At 73.3% G+C, this 21197-nt stretch carries 17 protein-coding genes; 4 read left to right on the top strand and 13 right to left on the bottom strand.

Translation table 11 applies throughout. The annotated features are described in order from the left end of the window. Positions 1-27: 27 nt before the first annotated feature. The 13 genes from RM590_RS28620 to rsmH all read right to left on the bottom strand — a co-directional run bounded on the left by RM590_RS28620 (position 28) and on the right by rsmH (position 15559). Positions 28-756 carry a YggS family pyridoxal phosphate-dependent enzyme gene (locus RM590_RS28620; protein WP_311707636.1) on the bottom strand — a complete coding sequence of 243 codons (729 nt, stop codon included), beginning with the start codon at positions 754-756 and terminating at the stop codon, positions 28-30. Next, positions 753-1484, bottom strand: a complete 732-nt coding sequence (gene pgeF, locus RM590_RS28625; RefSeq protein ID WP_311707637.1) for a peptidoglycan editing factor PgeF — start codon at positions 1482-1484, stop codon at positions 753-755. The genes RM590_RS28620 and pgeF overlap by 4 nt, the downstream gene beginning before the upstream one ends. Further along, complete coding sequence (ftsZ, locus tag RM590_RS28630; protein ID WP_311707638.1) at positions 1481-2722, bottom strand: cell division protein FtsZ; 1242 nt, start codon at positions 2720-2722, stop codon at positions 1481-1483. The genes pgeF and ftsZ overlap by 4 nt, the downstream gene beginning before the upstream one ends. Before the next feature lie 282 nt (positions 2723-3004). Continuing rightward, on the bottom strand, positions 3005-3808 hold the full coding sequence (locus RM590_RS28635) for a cell division protein FtsQ/DivIB (RefSeq protein ID WP_311707639.1): 804 nt from the start codon (positions 3806-3808) through the stop codon (positions 3005-3007). Between the two features lie 25 nt (positions 3809-3833). Beyond that, the gene (gene murG, locus RM590_RS28640; RefSeq protein ID WP_311707640.1) at positions 3834-4925 is read right to left on the bottom strand and encodes an undecaprenyldiphospho-muramoylpentapeptide beta-N-acetylglucosaminyltransferase; all 1092 of its coding nucleotides are present in this window, start codon (positions 4923-4925) and stop codon (positions 3834-3836) included. Between the two features lie 6 nt (positions 4926-4931). Further along, positions 4932-6305, bottom strand: a complete 1374-nt coding sequence (gene ftsW, locus RM590_RS28645; protein ID WP_311707641.1) for a putative lipid II flippase FtsW — start codon at positions 6303-6305, stop codon at positions 4932-4934. 38 nt (positions 6306-6343) lie between these two features. Beyond that, complete coding sequence (gene murD, locus RM590_RS28650) at positions 6344-7768, bottom strand: UDP-N-acetylmuramoyl-L-alanine--D-glutamate ligase (RefSeq protein ID WP_311707642.1); 1425 nt, start codon at positions 7766-7768, stop codon at positions 6344-6346. Continuing rightward, entirely contained in the window at positions 7765-8829 is a 1065-nt protein-coding gene (mraY, locus tag RM590_RS28655) for a phospho-N-acetylmuramoyl-pentapeptide-transferase (RefSeq protein ID WP_311707694.1), read from the bottom strand. The genes murD and mraY overlap by 4 nt, the downstream gene beginning before the upstream one ends. Next, entirely contained in the window at positions 8829-10265 is a 1437-nt protein-coding gene (locus RM590_RS28660; protein WP_311707643.1) for a UDP-N-acetylmuramoyl-tripeptide--D-alanyl-D-alanine ligase, read from the bottom strand. Before RM590_RS28660 ends, mraY begins: the two co-directional genes overlap by 1 nt. Then, the gene (locus RM590_RS28665; protein ID WP_311707644.1) at positions 10262-11962 is read right to left on the bottom strand and encodes a UDP-N-acetylmuramoyl-L-alanyl-D-glutamate--2,6-diaminopimelate ligase; all 1701 of its coding nucleotides are present in this window, start codon (positions 11960-11962) and stop codon (positions 10262-10264) included. Before RM590_RS28665 ends, RM590_RS28660 begins: the two co-directional genes overlap by 4 nt. Positions 11963-12018: 56 nt before the next feature. Further along, positions 12019-13884 carry a peptidoglycan D,D-transpeptidase FtsI family protein gene (locus RM590_RS28670; protein WP_311707645.1) on the bottom strand — a complete coding sequence of 622 codons (1866 nt, stop codon included), beginning with the start codon at positions 13882-13884 and terminating at the stop codon, positions 12019-12021. Then, positions 13881-14585 carry an FtsB family cell division protein gene (locus RM590_RS28675; protein WP_311707646.1) on the bottom strand — a complete coding sequence of 235 codons (705 nt, stop codon included), beginning with the start codon at positions 14583-14585 and terminating at the stop codon, positions 13881-13883. Before RM590_RS28675 ends, RM590_RS28670 begins: the two co-directional genes overlap by 4 nt. Continuing rightward, a complete protein-coding gene (rsmH, locus tag RM590_RS28680) occupies positions 14582-15559 on the bottom strand; it encodes a 16S rRNA (cytosine(1402)-N(4))-methyltransferase RsmH (protein ID WP_311707647.1) in 978 nt (325 codons plus the stop codon). The genes RM590_RS28675 and rsmH overlap by 4 nt, the downstream gene beginning before the upstream one ends. 220 nt (positions 15560-15779) lie before the next feature. Between rsmH and RM590_RS28685 the strand changes: the two genes are divergently transcribed. The 4 genes from RM590_RS28685 to RM590_RS28700 all read left to right on the top strand — a co-directional run bounded on the left by RM590_RS28685 (position 15780) and on the right by RM590_RS28700 (position 21153). After that, positions 15780-16295 carry a beta-class carbonic anhydrase gene (locus tag RM590_RS28685; protein ID WP_311707648.1) on the top strand — a complete coding sequence of 172 codons (516 nt, stop codon included), beginning with the start codon at positions 15780-15782 and terminating at the stop codon, positions 16293-16295. Positions 16296-16422: 127 nt separating this feature from the next. Then, a complete protein-coding gene (locus RM590_RS28690) occupies positions 16423-17415 on the top strand; it encodes an AAA family ATPase (protein ID WP_311707649.1) in 993 nt (330 codons plus the stop codon). Beyond that, positions 17416-18714 carry a DUF58 domain-containing protein gene (locus RM590_RS28695; protein ID WP_311707650.1) on the top strand — a complete coding sequence of 433 codons (1299 nt, stop codon included), beginning with the start codon at positions 17416-17418 and terminating at the stop codon, positions 18712-18714. It abuts the gene before it with no gap. 54 nt (positions 18715-18768) lie between these two features. Further along, positions 18769-21153, top strand: coding sequence for a transglutaminaseTgpA domain-containing protein (locus tag RM590_RS28700; protein WP_311707651.1), 2385 nt, complete (start codon positions 18769-18771; stop codon positions 21151-21153). Positions 21154-21197: the final 44 nt, after the last annotated feature.

Below are 21197 nucleotides of genomic sequence, written 5' to 3' on the forward strand. Positions count from 1 at the left end.
TCGGCTGTGGCCCCTCGAATGGCGACGTTACCCGAGGGCAGGGCGGACTCCGAGCACCGCGCTTCCGACGCGCACGTGTGTCGCTCCCGCCGCGATCGCCTCCTCCAAGTCCGCACTCATACCTGCCGAGACCATGTTCGCAGCAGGATGCACGCCGCGCAGGCTCCTTGAGATTTCCATCAACCGCGCGAACGCCAGACCGGGTGATCCGGCGTACGCCCCCGTGAGCGGGGCGACGGTCATGAGCCCCGCCAGCCGCAGCCCCTCGGCGGCCGTGACCGCGTCGGCCAACTCCCGTACGCCTTCCGGCGCGACGCCGCCCCGGTCGCCGCCGTGGCCGGACTCCTTCTCCAGGGCGACTTGAATGAGGCACTTCAGGGGCGCGCGCCCGGCGCTCACCACCGCGGAGGAGAGCGCCGAGACCAACTTCGGCCGGTCCACGGAGTGCACACAATCCGCGTACGCGACCACGGAACGCACCTTGTTCGTTTGCAACTGCCCCACGAAGTGCCAGTTCAGGGGGAGATCGGCGCACGCCGCCGCCTTGGCCGCGGCCTCCTGGTCGCGGTTCTCGGCGACATGGCGCACCCCGAGACCGGCGAGCAGCCGGACGTCCTCGGCCGGATATGTCTTGGTGACCACCACCAGCGTCACTTCTGTCCGCTTGCGCCCCGCCGCGTCACAAGCGCGGGCAATGCGCTCCTCCACCCGGGCGAGATTGGTGGCCAGTTCGACTTCGCGCATCCGGCCGCTCATGGGGCGATCCAGACATAACTGGCGAGCCGACCGGTGATCCGCTCACGGCGGTAGGAGAAGTGGTCGGCGGATTCGAGGGTGCAGACCGGGGAGAGCTCGATGTCGGTGATCCCCGCGCCGGTCAGTTGCTCCCGCACCCCGCGTGGGATGTCGATGGCCGGGGTGCCCCACCGGGTGGTGCTCGCACTGCCTGGCACCGTGGCCTCCGCCTCCTGTCGCATCCGCTCCGGCACCTCGTAGCAATCCCCGCAGACCGTCGGCCCGGTGCGGGCGACGATCCGGTGCGGCTCGGCGCCCAGTTCACGCATGGCCGCCACGGTCGCCGGCACGACTCCCGCCAGCAGCCCGGGCCGTCCCGCGTGCGCAGCGCCGGCGATTCCCGCGACGGGGTCGGCCAGCAGCACCGGAGTGCAGTCGGCGGTGAGGACCGCGAGCGCGAGCCCCCGGCGCGCGGTGACAATGCCGTCCGCCTCCGGCGGCGAGCCGTCCGGCCAGGGGCCGTCGGCCACGACGACCTCGTTGCCGTGGACCTGATTCATCCAGCGCACCCCGGCCGGGTCGAGGCCCAGCGTCTTGGCGGTCGTCTCCCGATTGGCCAGCACGGCCCCGGCGTCGTCCCCGACGGCGCCGCCGAGGTTGAGGGTGTCGTACGGAGCGGCGCTCACTCCGCCCCACCGGTCGGTGAAGGCGAAGCGGGCGCCGCTCCGTGTCGTCTGCCGCTCTATCACTTCAAGAAGTCGGGCACATCGAGCTCTTCGACCTGGCCGCCGTCGTACGGCCGGGCCGAGGGCACCTGCGGGCCCTTGACCGGCTCGCGGACCGAGTCGGCCGACGGCTCGGGCACGCCCGCCGTGTCGCGGTCGGCCAGCGCGCCGGTGTCCCGGGACGGCAGGGCGCCCAGGCCGCTGAACGCCGGCCGCTCGGGCTCCGGCTCGGGCACGCGGTCCTGGGCGAGGGAGGAGGTCTCCTCCTTCACGCCGTACCCGCCGAGCGCCTTGTCGCGGCTGCGGGACGGCGGCTGGCCACCGTCGAAGCCGGCGGCGATCACGGTGACCCGTACCTCGTCGCCGAGGGCGTCGTCGATGACGGCGCCGAAGATGATGTTCGCCTCGGGGTGGGCTGCCTCGCTGACGAGCTGGGCGGCCTCGTTGATCTCGAAGAGGCCGAGGTCGGAGCCGCCGGAGATCGACAGCAGAACGCCGCGGGCGCCGTCGATGGACGCCTCCAGCAGCGGCGAGGAGATGGCCATCTCGGCGGCGGCCACCGCGCGGTCGTCGCCGCGCGCGGAGCCGATGCCCATCAGGGCCGAACCTGCCTCCGACATCACGGACTTGACGTCGGCGAAGTCGAGGTTGATGAGGCCCGGGGTGGTGATGAGGTCGGTGATGCCCTGGACACCGGACAGCAGCACCTGGTCGGCCGACTTGAACGCGTCCAGCACGCTGACCTGGCGGTCCGAGATGGACAGCAGCCGGTCGTTGGGAATGACGATGAGGGTGTCGACCTCGTCGCGGAGCTGGGCGATGCCGTCCTCCGCCTGGTTGGCCCGGCGGCGGCCCTCGAAGGTGAACGGACGGGTGACCACGCCGATGGTCAACGCGCCCAGGGAGCGTGCGATGTTCGCCACGACCGGTGCGCCGCCGGTGCCGGTGCCGCCGCCCTCGCCCGCGGTGACGAAGACCATGTCGGCCCCCTTGAGGACCTCCTCGATCTCCTCGCGGTGGTCTTCGGCAGCCTTGCGACCCACCTCGGGGTTGGCGCCCGCGCCCAGCCCTCGGGTGAGCTCACGGCCGACATCGAGCTTGACGTCGGCGTCGCTCATCAGCAGCGCCTGCGCATCGGTGTTGATCGCGATGAACTCGACGCCCTTGAGACCGACCTCGATCATCCGGTTGATGGCGTTGACGCCACCGCCGCCGATACCGACGACCTTGATGACTGCGAGGTAGTTCTGCGGTGCTGCCACGTCGAAGGCCTCTCGCCTCGATTTACGTGTCGCCGCTCCGCGAGTGCCGCAGTGCGCCGACTGATGCCGATGGGACGGTTGGATAAGCCGCCCCGAACCCTATCGCTCAAGTTTAGGGTTACCTGTGCTTGTCGTTCCCTGGATTCCTCGGAACGGACACTAAGTCGACAAGTGGTACGCGTTCAACGAACACGCCGAACCTCCTGTTTTTCTTTTCACCCTATGTGATCGCGCTCCGTCCCCGCCAACCTGGGTACTGACCCGCACCGATGTTCCGGCGCGTCAACCCCCGGACGCCGCCGGGGCGCTGGGCACGGTGACGTCGAAGTACCGCGCGCCGTCAGCCGCGTTCATCACCGCTGTCAGCGCCTCGGCCTTCGCCGCCGAGTCCTCCGCGCTCCCCCAGCGCACCACCCGGTCCCCCGACAACTCCAGGGTGACGGAGTCGTAGGAGGTGGCGCGCACGACCCGGGTGTCCCGGCGCAGCTCCCCGGGCAGGGACGTGACCACGGAGACCGCCGCCTCGCGAATGCGGTCCTCGCCGAATCGGCGCAGACTCGCACTCTCTTCCAGTTCCAGTTCGAGCAACGGTACCCCCCGCCTCGCCTCCCCGGTCTCGGCGAACGGCACCCCGCCGGCGTCCACCTCCGTATAACCGTCGCCGTTCGGCATGAGCACCACGGCGCTGCGTTCGGTCACCTTCAGCGAGACGCCGTGCGGCCAGCCGCGGACCACTTCCACCGACGCGAGCCGGGGCAGCTCGTCCAGCAGCCGCCCGGCGATCGCCCCCTTGTCCAGGGAGGCCATCGGCTCGCCGACGGAAACGCCGGCGGCCTCCAGAATCTGTTCCTCCGTCAGATTCCGCGGCCCGCCGCTCCAGTGCACCGAGACTCTTTCGATGCGCAGCCAGTCCGAGCCGTACGCCGCCCAGGCGCCGAAGCCGCCGAGCAGCACGGCCGGCACGAGCAGCGCGATCAGCAGCCGCGGGCGGCGGAACCAGCGGCGCGGCCGGCCGGCGGGCGGGCGCGGGCCGGAGTCCGACTGACGGCGGTCCCCGCCGCGCTCGGCGGTCGTCGCTCCGGCCACGCTCTCGTCAACTCCCTTTGCCGCGCTAGGCCCGGCGCGCGGCGATCGCTTCGTACACCATGCCGACCAGCAGCTCGTCGGCGTCCCGGCGGCCGAACTCGGCGGCGGCGCGGGACATGGCCAGCAGCCGGCCGGGGTCGGTCAGCACCGGCAGCACGGTTCCCCTGACCCACTCCGGCGTCAGCTCGGCGTCGTCGATCAGCAGCCCGCCGCCGGCCTTGACCACCGGCTGGGCGTTCAGCCGCTGTTCGCCGTTGCCGATGGGCAGCGGGACGTAGGCGGCCGGCAGCCCGACGGCGGACAGTTCGGCGACGGTCATCGCGCCGGCGCGGCAGAGCATCATGTCGGCCGCGGCATACGCGAGGTCCATGCGGTCCACATACGATAGCGGGATATAAGGCGGCATACCGGGCATGGTGTCGACCACGGGCAGCTCGTTCTTCGGCCCGACCGCGTGCAGCACCTGGATCCCGGAACGCTGGAGATAGGGCACCGCGGCGGCGATGACCTCGTTCAGCCGCCGGGCCCCCTGCGAGCCGCCGGAGACGAGCAGCGTCGGCAGGTTGGCGTCCAGCCCGAAGAAGGCGCGGGCCTCGTGCCGGACGGCCGCGCGGTCCAGGGTCGCGATCGAGCGGCGCAGCGGGATGCCCAGATAACGGGCGTGCCGCAGCTTGCTCTCCGGCGTGGAGACGGCGACGAACTTCGTGTAACGGGCCCCGATCCGATTGGCGAGCCCGGGGCGGGCGTTGGCCTCGTGCACCACGATCGGCACCCGCTGGCGCTTGGCGGCCAGATAGCCGGGCAGCGCCACATAGCCGCCGAAGCCGACCACGCAGTCGGCCTTGGTGCGCTCGATGATCTCCTCGGCCGCCTTGATCGTGCCGCGCAGCCGGCCGGGCACCGTCATCAGCTCCGGGGTCGGCTTGCGCGGCAGCGGCACCGCGGGGATCAGCCCGAGCTCGTAACCGCGTTCGGGCACCAGGCGGGTCTCCAGGCCACGTTCCGTGCCGAGGGCTGTGATGCCCACGGTCGGATCCTGCCTGCGCAAGGCGTCCGCGAGGGCGAGCGCGGGCTCGATGTGGCCGGCGGTCCCCCCGCCGGCGAGGACAACATGCACCGAATTTCACCGCTCTCCGGACGGCCCCGTCTTCCCGCGCCGTCTCATCGTCTTCCACTTGAGCCCTGGTCTCCGCGTCGCCATCGCCGCCCTGGCCGCCGGGTCGCTGCGCGCGAAGGCGATCAGCAGTCCGACGGCGAACATGGTGGGCAGCAGGGCAGATCCCCCGTAGGAGAACAGCGGCAGGGGCACTCCGGCGATGGGCAGCAGGCCCAGCACCGCACCGATGTTGATCACGGTCTGGACCATGAGCCAGGCCGTCACCCCTCCCGCGGCATACCTGACGAAGGCATCCTCCGTGCGTCCGGCCACGCGGATACCCGCATAGCCTAGAGCCGCGAAGAGACCGAGGACCGACAGCGTCCCCGCCAGGCCCAGCTCCTCGCCGGTGATGGCGAAGATGAAGTCGGTGTGGGGCTCCGGGAGTTCACCCCATTTTTCCACACTTGCCCCGAGTCCCGAGCCGAACCAGCCGCCCGAGGCGAGGGCGTAGATCCCGTGCACCGCCTGCCAGCAGCCGCCCTCCTCGCCCAGCTCGGTGGCGCCCACGCAGGTCAGCCGGTCCATCCGGTGCGGCGCGGTGGCGATGAACAGCGCGCCCAGCGCGGCGGCGACGCCCAGCGCGCCGACGAACAGCCGGGTGGGGGCGCCGACCAGCCAGAGCAGGCCGAACAGGATCGCCATCAGGATCATCACGGTGCCCATGTCGCCGCCCACCATGACCAGCCCGCACACCAGCAGCGCGCCGGGGATCAGCGGGATCAGCAGGTGCCGCCACTGGGTCAGCAGCCGCTTGTCGCCCTTCCTGGCCAGCAGGTCGGCGCCCCACAGCACCAGCGCCAGCTTGGCGAACTCGCTGGGCTGGAGCTGGAACGATCCTCCGACGGCGATCCAGTTGGTGCTGCCGTTGACCTGGACCCCGATGCCGGGGACCTGGACCAGGACCAGCAGGACCACGGTGCAGGCGAGGAACGGGTAGGTCAGGGCGCGCAGCAGCCGGACGGACACGCGCGAGGCGACCAGCAGCAGCACGGTGCCCAGCACGGCGGCGAGCATCTGCTTGCGGAAGTAGAACGCGGCGGGCAGGTCGTGGCGCAGCGCCTGGATCTGGGAGGCGGAGAAGACCATGACGAGGCCGAGCAGGGTGATGAGCAGGCCGGTGCCCATGATCACGTAGTAGGCCGTGAGCGGCCGGTCCCACGCCCGGCGCAGGCGCGTGATGAACCGGGGCGCGCGCGGGCCGCCGCGCGGCACCCGGCGCGGCGCGCGGGGTGCGGGGCGGGCGCGCGGCGCACGCGGGCGCGGCGGCCGTTCGCGCTGGGCGCCGCGCTGGACGGCACCCGATGAGGCGGGCAGCGGCGCGCGGTGATCAGCCGTCATCGTGGCCCCTCCTTCGGCCCGCGCCGGCGGCCCGCGGGCTACTGCTCGTGTCCGGCCCGGCCCCCGGCCAGGTCGCGGACGGCGGCGGCGAAGGCGTCGCCGCGCTCGTTGTAGTTGGTGAACATATCCATCGAGGCGCACGCCGGTGCCATCAGCACGGTGTCTCCGGGATGCGCCAGCCGGGCCGCCTCGGTGACCGCGGCCGCCATCGCCCCAGTGTCCGTCCGGGCGAGGTCGACGACCGGCACATCCGGGGCGTGTCGCGCCAGCGCCTCGGCGATGAGCCGGCGGTCGGCGCCGAGGAGGACCACGCCGCGCAGCCGGGGGGCCGCGCCGCGCACCAGGTCGTCGAACGTGGCGCCCTTGGCCAGCCCGCCGGCGATCCACACCACCGGCTCGTAGGCGGCCAGGGACGCCTCGGCGGCGTGGGTGTTGGTGGCCTTGGAGTCGTCCACGTAATGCACCCCCGCCACCTCGGCGACGTGCTGGATGCGGTGGGCGTCGGGCCGGAAGGCCCGCAGGCCGTCGCGGACGGCCCGGGGCTCCACGCCGTAGGCGCGGGCCAGGGCGGCGGCGGCCAGGGCGTTGGCGACGTTGTGCGGGGCGGGCGGGTCGATGTCCCCGACCTCGGCCAGCTCCTGCGCCTGCCGCTGCCGGTCGGGGACGAAGGCCCGGTCGACCAGGATGCCGTCCACGACGCCGAGTTGGGACGGCGCGGGGGCGCCGAGGGTGAAGCCGATGGCGCGGCAGCCCTCGACCACGTCGGCCTTCCGGACCAGCGTCTCGGTGGCCGGGTCGGCCGCGTTGTAGACGCAGGCGGCCGTGTTGCCCTCGTAGACGCGGCCCTTGGCGGCGGCGTAGGACTCCATCGAGCCGTGCCAGTCCAGGTGGTCGGGGGCCAGGTTCAGCACGGCCCCCGCGAACGGCCGGAGCGAGGGCGCCCAGTGGAGCTGGTAGCTGGACAGCTCGACGGCCAGGACGTCGTGCGGCGGTTCGGCGAGCACCGTGTCGATGATCGGGGTGCCGATGTTGCCGACGGCGGCGGTGCGCAGGCCCGCCGCCGACAGGATGGCGGCGAGCATGCGCACGGTGGTGGTCTTGCCGTTGGTGCCGGTGACGGCGAGCCAGGGCGGGCCGCCGGGGCCGCGCAGCCGCCAGGCGACCTCGACGTCCCCGATGACCTCGACGCCGGCCGCCCCGGCGGCGGCGAACAGCGCGCTGTCCGGCCGCCAGCCGGGCGAGGTGACGACCAGTTCGGTGCCCGGCGGCAGTGTCGCGCCGTCGCCGAGCCGCACCTCGACGCCGTCGCCGGCCAGTTCGCCTGCGGTGCGCCGCTGCCGTTCGCCGTCGGCGCCGTCCACGACGGTCACCAGGGCGCCGAGCCCGGCGAGGGCGCGCGCGGTGCTGACGCCGCTGACGCCCAGGCCCGCGACGGTGACGCGCCGCCCCGAGAACTCGTTCACCAGTCCGCCGCCCAGGTGCCGTAGAAGATGCCGATGCCGACGATGACGCACATGCCCTGAATGATCCAGAAGCGCACCACGACCAGGACCTCGCTCCAGCCCTTCAGCTCGAAGTGGTGCTGGAGCGGCGCCATTTTGAACACGCGGCGGCCGGTGAGCCGGAACGAGCCGACCTGGATGACCACCGACATGGTGATGAGGACGAACAGCCCGCCGAGGACGGCCATCAGCAGCTCGGTGCGGGAGACGATCGCCAGGCCGGCCAGCGCGCCGCCCAGGGCGAGCGAGCCGGTGTCGCCCATGAAGATCTTGGCGGGCGAGGTGTTCCACCACAGGAAGCCGAACAGGGCGCCCATCAGGGCCGCGGCGACGACCGCGCCGTCCAGCGGGTCGCGCACCTCGTAGCAGGAGGCGCTGGCGGTGGCGAACTCCGAACAGGTCTGGCCGTACTGCCAGACGCCGATGAAGACATAGGCGCCGAAGACCATCACCGAGGCGCCGGTGGCCAGGCCGTCCAGACCGTCGGTGAGGTTCACGCCGTTGGACATCGCCAGGATCATGAACAGCGCCCACAGCACGAACAGCACCGGGCCGATGGACCAACTGAAGTCCTGGGTGAACGACAGGTGGGTGGAGGCCGGGGTGAGCTCGCGGGCGTCGGCGAAGTTCAGCGAGAGGATCGCGAACGTCACGCCCACCAGGAACTGGCCGAGCATCTTGGCGCCCGCCCGCAGGCCCAGGCTGCGGCGCCGCACGATCTTGATGTAGTCGTCCAGGAAGCCGACCAGGCCCATGCCGGCCATCAGGAACAGCACCAGCAGTCCGGAGATGGTCGGCTGCTGGCCGGTGAGGACCTTGGTGGCCGCGTAGGCCACCAGCGTGGCCAGGATGAACGCGATGCCGCCCATGGTGGGCGTGCCGCGCTTGCTGTGGTGGTCCCGGGGACCGTCGTCCCGGATGTACTGTCCGTAACCCTTGCGCGCCAGGAGCTTGATCAGCAACGGGGTGCCGATCAGGGTCAGGAAGAGTCCGATCGCACCGGAGAAGAGGATTTCCCTCATCATCGGGGGGCGACCTCGCCATCGACGCCACCGGCGTCCCCCGTCAGCTCGATGGCGATCTTCTCCAGGCCCACCGACCTGGACGCCTTGACGAGCACGACATCTCCCGGTCGCAGCTCACCGCGCAGCAGCCGCACCGCTGCCCGAGCGTCGGACACGTGCACCGACTCCTCACCCCACGAACCCTCGTTCTTGGCGCCCATGTCCAGCCAGGCGGCCTCCCGGCCGCCGACGGACACGAGCCTGCTGACGTTGAGCCGGACGGCCAGCCGTCCGACCGCGTCGTGCTCGGCGAACGCCTCGTCACCGAGCTCGGCCATCTGGCCGAGCACCGCCCACGTGCGGCCCCCCTTCGCCTTGGTGGCTTTGCCCATGGCGGCGAGCGCGCGCAGCGCGGCCCGCATGGAGTCGGGGTTGGCGTTGTAGGCGTCGTTGACGATGGTCACGCCGTCCGCTCGCTCGGTGACTTCCATGCGCCACTTCGAGAGCGCGCCCGCGGTGGAGAGTGTTTCGGCGATCGCCTCCGCGGACATGCCTACCTCATGCGCAACAGCCGCCGCGGCAAGCGCGTTCGACACGTGGTGCTCACCGTACAACCGCATGGTCACGTCAGCGCACCCGGTGGGGGTACTCAGCCGGAACGCCGGTCGGCCGTCCGGTGTCAGACGCACCCGGTCTCCGCGGATCGGGGCGTCCTCGGACTCGCCGAAGAACAGCACCCGGGCCCGGGTGCGTTCGGCCATGCCGCGCACCAGCGGGTCGTCGGCGTTGAGCACGGCCACGCCGCCGTCGTCGGCCGCCGGCAGTGCCTCGACCAGCTCGCCCTTGGCGGTGGCGATGGCCTCCCGCCCGCCGAACTCGCCGATGTGCGCGGTGCCGACGTTGAGCACGACGCCGATGCGCGGGGGCGTCAGCGAGGTGAGGTAGCGGATGTGGCCGATGCCGCGTGCGCCCATTTCGAGCACCAGATAGCGGGTGGACTCCTCGGCGCGCAGCGCGGTGAGCGGCAGGCCGATCTCGTTGTTGAACGAGCCGGCCGGCCACACGGTGGGCGCGGTGCGCTCCAGGAGCTGGGCGATGAGGTCCTTGGTGCTGGTTTTGCCGGCCGAGCCGGTGAGCGCGACGACGGTGGCGCCGAGCTTGCGCACGGTGTGCCGGGCGAGCGCGCCGAGCGCTGCGGTCACGTCCTCGACGACGACCGCGGGCACGCCGACGGGACGCGTGGCGAGGGTGACGGCGGCGCCGCCCGCGGCGGCCGCGGCGGCGAAGTCGTGCCCGTCGACGCGTTCGCCGGGCAGCGCGGCGAAGAGGGAGCCGGGCTCCGCCAGCCTGGAGTCGATGACCACGGGCCCGGTGATGCGGGGTGGCGACTCCGGTATGTCGTGCGGCTCTCCCCGCACGACAGTGATGAGCTCAGCAACGGATAGGGGGATCACTGCAACGGGCCTCGCCTGGCGTCGGGGGCTTGATCGGGTAGGGCGGTGGGGGAAGTGGTGCGTGGGGCGGTGGGGGGCGCACCGGGGGCGTGCGGGCCGCGCTCGATGGCCGCGCGCAGCTCGTCACGGTCGTCGAAGGGCCGGATGACTCCGGCGATGTCCTGGCCCTGCTCGTGTCCCTTGCCGGCCACCAGGACGGTGTCGCCGGGCTCGGCGCGGGCCACGGCGGCGGCGATGGCGGCGGCCCGGTCCTCCTCCACGAGCACGGTGCCGCGCTCGTGGGCGGGGACCTCGGCGGCGCCGCCGAGCATGGCGGCCAGGATGGCCAGCGGGTCCTCGGAGCGGGGGTTGTCCGAGGTGAGCACGGCGGTGTCGGCCAGCCGGGCGACGGCGGCGCCCATCCTGGGCCGCTTGTGCGGGTCGCGGTCGCCGCCGCAGCCGAGCACCGCGTGCAGCCGGCCCTCGGTGACCTTGCGCAGCGCGTAGAGGACGGACTCGACGGCGTCGGGCTTGTGGGCGTAGTCCACGATGGCGAGGTAGGGCTGGCCGATGTCGACGCGTTCCAGGCGGCCGGGCACGCCGGGCACGGCGGCGATGCCGTCCGCGGCGGTGGCCGGGTCGACGCCGGCGGTGGTGAGGGCGACGAGGGCGGCCAGCGCGTTGGCGACGTTGAACGTGCCGGGCAGCGGGGCCGCGGCGCGCACCCGGACGCCGTCCGGGCCCTCGGCGGTGAACGTGGAGCCCAGCGGGCCGATTTCGGCGTCCACGGCGCGCCAGTCGGCGTCGGGGTGGCCCTCGGCGGAGTAGGTGGTGACCGGGACGGTGGCCTCGGCGGCCAGCCGGCGGCCGTACTCGTCGTCGATGTTGACCACGCCGGCGCGGGACCGGGCCGGGGTGAAGAGCTGCGCCTTCGTCCCGTAGTAGTCCTCCATGTCAGGGTGGAAGTCCAGGTGCTCGGGGCTGAGGTTGGTGAAGACGGCGACGTCGAAGACGCAGCCGTCGACCCGGCCCAGGGCGAGCGCGTGGCTGGAGACCTCCATGGCGACGGCGCGGACGCCGCGTTCCCGCATGACGGCGAACAGGGCCTGGAGTTCGGTGGCTTCGGGGGTGGTGCGCTCCGACTTGATGCGCTCCCCGGCGATGCGGGTCTCGACCGTGCCGATCAGGCCGGTCTCCGCGGCGCTCCGCGCGGCGCGCAGGCCGCCCTCGACGAGGTAGGCCGTGGTGGTCTTGCCGGCGGTGCCTGTGACGCCGATCTGGAGCAGGTCGCGGCCGGGCTCGCCGTAGACGGCGGCGGCGACGGCGCCCATCCGGCCGCGCGGGTCCGGGACGGTGAGAACGGGCAGCCCGGTGGCGGCGGCGCGCTCGGCGCCGGCCGGGTCGGTGAGCACGGCGACGGCGCCGAGTCCGGCGGCCTGGGTGGCGAAGTCCGCGCCGTGGAAGCGGGCGCCGGGCAGCGCGGCGTAGATGTCGCCGGGGCGGACGGCGCGGGAGTCGTGGGTGATCCCGGTGACCGGGCGGGCCCCCTCGGGGACGGCGGCCCCCAGTGGCCCGGCCAGCTCCGCGAGGGGCACGGGCCGCACGTGCCGGGGGCGGGGCGCCGGACGGGACTGATCAGCGTGGGGCACGGCGGTGAGCGTACCGGTCGCGGCGGGGGTGGAGCGAAACGAGGTTGACCCGTCGGTGATGGTTCTCACGTGCTGTGGCTCCGCTTTCGTCGGGCGTCGGGATCGTCTGGCGTGGGGCGTCGGCGTCAGGCGTCGGGCTCGAAGGTGACCGGGAGGCCGGCGAACTCCTCGCCGGTCGGCGGGACCTGGAGCGCGGCCAGGGAGAACTGCATGACCTCGTTGAACACGGGCCCGCAGACCTCGCTGCCGGTGTAGGGGCCCTCGGTGGGGTTCTGCACGACGCAGTACACGGTGACGCGCGGGTTGTCGGCGGGGGCGAAGCCCGCGAACGAGGAGGTGTAGCCGTCGTAGACGCCCGTGTCGGGGTCCACGCGGTTGGCGGTTCCGGTCTTGCCCGCAACGCGGTAGCCGGGGATCCGGGCCGCGGCCCCGGTGCCCTCGGGGCTGGCGACGACGGTCTCCAGCATCTGGGTCAACTGCTCGGCGGTGTCCTCGCTCACGACGCGTTCGCGCGCGGGCGCGGGGGCCGGCTCGTACTGGCCGTCGGGCCCGATGGTGCCGCGCACCAGGCTGGGCGCGACGCGTTCGCCGCCGTTGGCGATGGTCGAGTAGACCGAGGCGGCCTGCACCGCGTTGACCGACAGGCCCTGGCCGAAGGGGATCGTGTACTGCTGGGAGGCGTTCCAGTCCTCGGAGCCGGCCAGGATGCCGGGGGTCTCGCCGGGGAAGCCGAGCCCGGTCGGCTTTCCGAAGCCGAAGGCCTCCAGATAGGAGTGGAGGACCTCGTTCGCCTCCTCCTGGGTGTCGCCCAGCTCCTCGGCGGCCAGGATGGTGCCGATGTTGCTGGACGCGGCGAGGACACCGGCGAGGGTGAGGTAGAGCGTCTCGTGCTCCTCGTGGTCGGCGAAGCTGCGGTCCGCCCGGGGCAGCCGGTTCGGCACGGTCACGTGGGTGGAGGGCGTGGCGGCCTGCTCCTCCAGCACGGCGGCCATGGTGATGACCTTGCTGGTGGAGCCCAGCTCGTAGGCGTCCTCCAGGGCCGGGCTGCCCAGGTCGGCCGCGTCGGCGGAGGCCATGTCGTTGGGGTTGTAGCCGGGGGCGCTGGCCAGCGCGAGCAGCTCGCCGGTGACGGTGTCCTGGACCACCACGGTGCCGTCGTCCGCGCCGGACTCCTCGACCTGGGCGGAGATGGCGTTCTGGGCGGCCCACTGGATGTCGCGGTCGAGGGTCAGCTCGGTGTCCAGGCCGGGCACCGCGGGCTGCTCCGACTCGCCGACGGTGGGCACGCGCCGGCCACCGGACTGGGCGTAGGTGATGGAGCCGTCCTCGCCGGAGAGCTGGGCGTCGAGCTGGGCCTCCAGCCCGCCGCCGCCCTGGCCCTCGCTGTTGACGAAGCCGAGGATGGCGGCGGCCAGCTCCTCGTTGGGGTAGACGCGCTTGGGGTTCTCCTGGGCCAGCACACCGGCGAGCACCTGGTGGCCGGTGCCCTTGGCGGCCTGCTCGCCGAGGTTGCTGCGGAGGTCCTGGATCTGCCGCCAGACCTGCGGGGTCCGCTGGCGGGCCAGCACCTCGTAGCGGGAGCCCGGCTCGGAGAGCAGGGCGACCAGCTCGTCCTCGTCGCGCTCCAGGAGCGGGGCGAGCAGGGCGGCGGCCCGCTCGGGGGCGTCGGGGATGCCGGTCTGCTCCTCGGTGAACAGGAGCGGGTCGGCGGTGATGTCGTAGGCGTCCACGGTGGTGGCCAGGGCGGCGCCGTTGCGGTCGGTGATGTCGCCGCGCTCGGCGGGGAGCGTGACCTCGACGAGCCGGTTGAGGGCGGCCTGTTCGGCGTAGGAGGAGGCGCCGACGGCCTGCACCTGGAGCAGCCGGACGGAGAACGCGACCATCACCAGGGTGAGGCCGAAGCCGATCAGGCGCAGCCGCGGGCGGGGGTTGCCCAGGCGCAGCGGGGCGCCCTCCGGCTGGCGGGCGCGGGGGGGCCGGTTGTCGCTCACGAGGCCTCCCCCGGGACGGACGGCGGGGCGGGGACCGGCCGGGCGGGGCCGGTGGCGGGCGGCGGGCGCAGCGGGGTGGCGGGCGGGGTCGCGGGGCCGGTGCCACCGCGTTCGCTCTGCCCGTGCTGACCGTGCTGGTCGCCGCGTTCCGGCTCGTGCGCGGTGCCGGACGGTTCGGTGGGCGTGCCGGAGGGCGCGGGGGGCGTGTCCCCGGCGCGCGGCGGGCCGGACGAGCCCTCGCCCAGTTGGGGCGCGATGGGATCGCGGGGCGCCTCGGCGTCGTCGCCGCCCTCCGGCTCCCGGGTCTCCTGGGTGGGCTCGGGGGCCGGCTCGGTGTCGCCGAGGACGGAGCCGTCCGGGGAGATGAACGCGGGCGGGCCGCCCGGGACCAGCCCCAGCTCGCGGGCGCGCTCGGCCAGCGCGTCGGGGGCCGCGTAGGCGTCCACCTCGGCCTGGAGCTCCTGCTGTTCGTCGGTCAACTCGCGCGTCTCGGAGCGCAGTTCACTCAGCTCGAACGAGCCCTGATTCAGCGAGGCGTTGAGGAAGAGCAGGCCGAGCATGCCGGCGCCCAGCAGCACCACCAGCAGCAGCACGAACGGGGTGCGGGCGGCGGTGGACGAGCGGGCGGGCACCAGCGCGGCCAGCCGCGCCAGCCGCACCTGGGTGAACGGCCCTCGGGAACGGCGGACTCGTCGGATCACCGGACGTCCTCCCGCACGCGTTCGGCGGCGCGCAGCCGGACGGGGGCGGCGCGCCGGTTCTCGGCGATCTCCTCGGGCGTGGCCTGCTCGGCGCCGCGGGTGAGCAGCCGGAGCCGGGGCTGGTACTGCTCGGGGATGACGGGCAGGCCGGGCGGCGCGGTGCTGCCGGCGCCCTCGGCCAGCACCCGTTTGGTGAGCCGGTCCTCCAGCGAGTGGTAGGAGAGCACCACGATCCGGCCGCCGACGGCGAGCGCGGCCACCGCGGCGGGCAGGGCGCGTTCGAGCACGGCCAGTTCGCCGTTGACCTCGATGCGCAGCGCCTGGAACGTGCGCTTGGCCGGGTTCCCGCCGGTGCGCTTGGCGGCCTGGGGCAGAGCGTCGCGGATGAGCTCGACCAGCCGGGCGCTGGAGGTGAGGGGGCGGCGGGCGCGTTCGGTGACGACGGCGTCCACGATGCGGCGGGCGAAACGTTCCTCGCCGTAGGTGCGCAGCACCCGGACCAGCTCGCCGGGCGGGTAGGTGTTGAGGACGTCGGCGGCGCTGGGCCCGGTGGACTGGTCCATCCGCATGTCGAGCGGGGCGTCCTGGGCATAGGCGAAGCCGCGGTCGGCCTCGTCGAGCTGCATGGAGGAGACGCCGAGGTCGAACAGGACGCCGGCGACCCGGGACACCCCGAGACGGTCGAGCACGGCGGGGAGTTCGTCGTAGACGGCGTGGACCAGCGTGGCCCGGTCACCGAAGCGGGTCAGCCGCTCGCCGGCGAGCTTCAGCGCCTGCGGGTCGCGGTCCAGCGCGATCAACCGCACCGAAGGAAACGCCGTCAGCAGCGCCTCGCTGTGCCCGCCCAGGCCCAGCGTGCAGTCGACGGCCACCGCGCCCGAGCCGTGCAGCGCCGGGCCCAGGAGGTCCAGGCAGCGCTGGAGCATCACGGGTCGGTGCCGGGCTTCCGGCGGCCGGTCGTTGCTGGTCGTCATGTGCCTTCCGGGGGGAGGTGAGACAGGTGACGGGCGAAAGACGGCGGCCTGGTGCACGCCTCCCAGTGCGCGTCACACTAGCCCACCTGTTTCCGCGGTCAATCACTGAGGTTCTCCGGGCGCCGCGTTTCGGGCTAACGCCCCCAAGCGCCCCCGCCTGTGACCCGCATCACTCATCCCAGCGAGACGGGCGCAGGGCGTTCGTACTACCGTCACAGATATGACGGATACGGTCACAGACCAGCTAGTCGCCGCCAATAAGCGATATGCGGCCGGATTCACCGATCCCGGTATGGATGCCCGCCCTGTTCGCAAGGTGGCCATTGTCGCCTGTATGGACGCACGCCTCGACCTGCACGCCGCGCTCGGCCTCGCGCTCGGCGACTGCCACACCATACGAAACGCCGGGGGCGTTGTCACCGACGACGTCATACGTTCCCTGACCATCAGTCAGCGGAAATTGGGCACCAACGCCGTCGTGCTCATCCACCACACCGGCTGCGGGCTCCTCGGGATGACCGAGGACTTCCGTCATGAACTGGAGCTCGAGGTCGGCCAGAAGCCGAACTGGGCCATCGAATCGTTCAAGGACCTGGACCAGGACGTCCGCCAGTCCATGGCCCGTGTGCGCACCTCGCCTTTTCTCCCGCACACTGAAGACGTACGCGGCTTTGTGTTCGATGTGACGACCGGTCTGCTCACCGAGGTCGACCCCGAGGACACCCCGGCCCCGTGACGTGCGGCCCCCTGTGTGAAGAATGCTCGCAGGGGGCAACCGTCCGGGTCGGATTCGGTGTCCGGGTAATCGGTGCAGCCCGGCCGCGCATCGGGCCGGGCATGGGAAGAGGGGCCGAGGAGGGCCGGTGACGACCTATGAGGAGCACACCAAGCTCACCGATCTGAGCGCCACGGCGGAGCAGGTACGCCGCGCCGTGGAGAGCGTGATCGAGGGCAAGCCGGAGGTCGTGCGGCTCTCGCTGACCGTGCTGCTCGCCGGCGGTCATCTGCTGCTCGAGGACGTTCCCGGAGTGGGCAAGACGATGCTGGCCAAGGCGCTGGCGAAGTCGATCGACTGTTCGGTGCAGCGGATCCAGTTCACGCCGGATCTGCTGCCGTCGGACATCACCGGTGTCAGCGTCTACGACCAGCAGCGCAAGGAGTTCGAGTTCAAGCCGGGCGCGGTGTTCGCGCAGATCGTCATCGGCGACGAGATCAACCGCGCCTCGCCCAAGACGCAGTCCGCGCTGCTGGAGTCCATGGAGGAGCGCCAGGTGACGGCGGACGGCCGCACCTACGAGCTGCCGTCCCCGTTCATGGTGATCGCCACTCAGAACCCGGTGGAGATGGAGGGCACCTACCCGCTGCCCGAGGCGCAGCGGGACCGTTTTATGGCGCGGGTCTCGGTCGGCTATCCCAACCCCGAGGCGGAGCTGCGGATGCTGGAGTCGCACGGCGGGTTCTCGCCGCTGGACTCGTTGCAGCCCGCGGCTCACGCGCACGACATCCTGAAGCTCATCGAGGCCGTGCGCGAGGTCCACGTGTCGGACGCCGTGCGGCGTTACGCCGTGGAGCTCGTCGCGGCGACGCGGGCGCATCCGGAGCTGCGGCTGGGCGCCTCGCCGCGCGCCACGCTGCATCTGGTGCGGGCGGCGAAGGCGGCGGCGGCGCTGGCCGGGCGCGGCTTCGCGCTGCCCGACGACATCCAGCAACTGGCCGTGCCGGTGCTCGCCCACCGGCTGCTGCCCAGCGCGCAGGCGCAGCTCAACCGGCACACCACCGAGCAGTTCGTCGTCGACATCCTGCGCCGCACGTCGGTGCCCGACCCGTACGCGGCGCAGCGTATGCGGAGCATGTAGATGGCGGGGTCGCATCCCGTCACGGGTGGCGAGGACGACCGGGGTCCGCTGCGGGCCGCGTTCGGCGGGCTGACCACCCGCGGCCGGTCGTTCCTGGCCGCGGGCGGCGCCGCCGCCGTGTGCGCCTACGCGCTGGGCCAGCCCGACCTGCTGCGGGTGGGCGTTCTGCTGGCCGCGCTGCCGGTGCTGTGCGTGCTGGTGCTGCACCGCACGCGCAGCCGGGTGGCGGCGGCCCGGCGGCTGACGCCGGCGCGGGTCGCGGCGGGCAGCGAGGCACGGGTGCATCTGCGCGTGGAGAACGTCGCGCGGATCCCCAGCGGGCTGCTGCTGCTCCAGGACCGGGTGCCCTATGTGCTGGGCCCCCGGCCGCGGTTCGTGCTGGACCGCATCGAGCCGGGCGGCCGGCGGGAGGTCACCTACCGGGTCCGGTCCGACGCGCGCGGCCGGTATCCGCTGGGCCCGCTCCAGCTCCGGCTGGCCGACCCGTTCGGCATGGTGGAGCTCAGCAGGTCGTTCAACGCCTACGACCTGATGACCGTGCTGCCCCGGATCGACGCGCTGCCGCCGGTCCGGCTGGGCGGTGACAGCACCGGGCACGGCGAGGGCACGCGGCGCACGATCGCGGTCGCGGGCGACGACGACATCATTCCGCGCGACTACCGGCACGGCGACGATCTGCGCCGCGTCCACTGGCGTTCCACCGCGCACCGCGGCTCCCTGATGGTGCGCCGCGAGGAGCAGCCGCTGCGGGCCCGCTGCACCGTGCTGCTGGACACCCGGCGCGGCGGATTCATGGGCGCGGGCCCGGAGTCCCCGTTCGAACGGGCGGTGTCCGGCGCGGCGTCCGCGGTCGCGCACATGATGACGCAGGGGTACGACGTGCGGCTGGTGACCGACACCGGGACGCTGCTGCCCGGGCCGGACACCGAGGCGCGCGACGCCGGGGAGGTCACCGGGCTGATCATGGACGCGCTCGCGGTGATCGACCACTCCCCGGACAACGGCATGGAGAAGGCCCGGGCGGCGCTGCGCGGCGTGGACAGCGGGCTGCTGATCGCGTTCCTGGGCACCGTGGGCTCGGCGCAGCTCGCGGAGCTCGGCCCGATGCGGCAGCGGGCCACCGGGGCGGTGGCCTTCGTGGCGGCCGGGCAGCTCGACCCGGCCTTCGAGGCCGACCGGCTGCACCGCCTCCAGCAGGCGGGGTGGACCGCGCTGGCGCACTACCCCGGCGTGCCGCTGGCGCGGCTGTGGCAGCAGGCCGCGCTGGAGCTCGCGGGTTCGGGCAGAGGGCCGTACTGAACGGCCGGATGAGGTGGACGGCCGGATGAGGTGGACGGGCGGATGAACGGCGGGATGGACGGCAGGATACGGATCGCCTGCGCCGCGTGGCTGGCCACGCTGGCCGCGGCCGGCGCGCTGCTGCCGCTGATCGACGGATCGGACTGGCTGGTCCAGGCGGCGATCCTGCTCGCCGCGCAGACCGGCGTCGGCATGCTGCTGCGCTGGCGCGGGGTGGCGGGCGCGATCACGGCCGCGGCACAGGCGGTGGTCTCGCTGCTGCTGCTCACGCTGGTGTGCGTGCCGGAGTACGCGACGGGCGGACTGCTGCCGGGACCGGCGGCGTTCGACCAGTTCGGGCGGCTGCTGACGACCGGCGCCGAGGACATCAGCCACTATGTGGCGCCGGCCCCGGCGACCGACGGCATCCGGCTGATGGTGTTCGGCGGGGTGCTGATCATCGGGCTGCTGGTCGACATGCTCGCCGTTCCGCTGCGCAGCGCCGCGTCGGCCGGGCTGCCGCTGCTGGCGCTGTACTCGGTGGCGGCGGGGGTCGCGCAGGAGGACTCCGGCTGGCCGTACTTCCTGTGCGCGGCGGCCGGTTATCTGGTGCTGCTGCTGGCGGAGGGCCGGGACCGGGTCGGGAAGTGGGGCCGTTTCCTGGCCGGGCCCGGGCGCGGAAGGCAACTCACGGCGAACGACGGGGCGTTGGCGGGCGGGCCCCGGGCGCGGGCGGGCCGCCGGATCGGGGCGGTGACGCTGGGCGTCGCGGTGCTGGCGCCCGCGCTGCTGCCGTCGCTGGGCGAGGGGCTGCTCGACCTGGAGGAGAACGGCGGCTCGGGGCGGGGCGGGCCGGGGCGGATCAACGCGGTGAACCCGGTGGTCGCGCTCCAGGACCAGCTCACCCGGCCGGCGAACGAGACGGTCCTCACCTATGAAACGAACAGCCCGGCGCCCTCGGAGATGTATCTCCGGCTGGTCGCGCTGGACGAGTTCACGGGCGAGGAGTGGCGTTCGTCGGGCTGGTACGAGGACCGGGTGCCCGAGGCGCCCTGGCCCGTTCCCGGGCTGACCGCGGGGGTGCCGACGACCACGGTGACCACGACGATCACCGCGGAGGACAACTACGCCCAGTCCTCGCTGCCGGTCCCGTATCCCGCGCGGTCGATCGAGACGACCGGGGACGACTGGCTGTTCGACCGGGGCTCGGGGACGCTGGTGTCGGACGATCCGGAGCTGACCTCCCGGGGGCGCACCTACGAGGTCGAGCACCTGCTGGTGGCGCCGACCACCGATCAGCTCGCCGGGGCGCCGGATCCGCCGGCGGAGCTCCAGGAGTACTACACGCGCGTCCCGGGCAACCTGCCGTCCCAGGTCCTCTCGACGGCGCTCGAGGTCACCGCGGACGCCACCAACGACTACGAGCGGGCGGTGGCGCTCCAGGACTGGTTCACGCAGGAGGGCGGCTTCCGTTACGAGACGGCCGTGACGTCGGGCAGCGGCATCGACGCCATCGTCAACTTCCTGAACCAGAAGGAAGGATTCTGCGTCCACTTCGCCTTCACCATGGCAACGATGGCCCGCACGCTGGACATCCCCGCCCAGGTCGCCGTCGGTTTCACGCCGGGCTCCCGGCAGGCGAGCGGCTCCTACGAGGTGGGCACCCACAACGCGCACGCCTGGCCGGAGTTGTACTTCGAGGGCGTGGGCTGGGTCCGGTTCGAGCCGACCCCGGGCCAGGGCAGCGTGCCGGAGTACTCGCACGAGGAGACGCCCGCGCAGCCGGACCAGGACCGGCCCGGCGAGCCGTCCGAGGAGGCCAGCCCGTCCCGGCCGGAGCCGTCGGCGAGCTCGTCCGCGCCCGACCGCTGCGACCCGGCGGCGGACGGCACCTGCGGGAACCAGCCGCGGACGCCGGAGAGCGACGACGACGAGGCGGGGCTGCCGGTCTGGCCGCTGATCTGGACCGGTGGCGGGCTGCTGGCGGTGCTCGCGCTGGCCGCGCCGATGCTGTGGCGAACGCGGGTCCGGGCGCGGCGGCTGGCGCCGGACGCCGGGCCGCTGGCCGCCTGGCGGGAACTGAACGACACCGCCTGGGACCACGGGATCGCGCCCCAGCCCTGGGAGACGCCGCGGCAGCTCGCGCACCGCGTGGTGCGGGTCGCGGAGCTGCCCGAGGAGCCGGCCGCGGCGGTGCTCCGGGTGGCCACGGCGGTGGAGACGGAGCTGTACGCGCCGCACGGGACGCCGCCCGACCGCCGGCTCGTGCACGACGTGCGCGCCGCCGCCGCCGGGCTGCGGGCGGGTGCCGGGCGCTGGGAGCGGCTGCGGGCGCTGCTGCTGCCGCGTTCCGCCATCCGGGTGATGCACGGGCTCTCCGAGCGGCGGCTGGCCGCCCGGGCGCGGGCGCGGGCCGGCGTGGCCAGGGCGCTGGCCCGCCGCCCCTGGCGCCGGGCCTGACCGGCGGGCGCGGAGCGCGGAGCATCGCGAGGCAAGCGGAAGGC

Origin of the sequence: Streptomyces litchfieldiae, from assembly GCF_031845365.1 — a bacterium.
GTDB lineage: Bacteria > Actinomycetota > Actinomycetes > Streptomycetales > Streptomycetaceae > Streptomyces > Streptomyces litchfieldiae.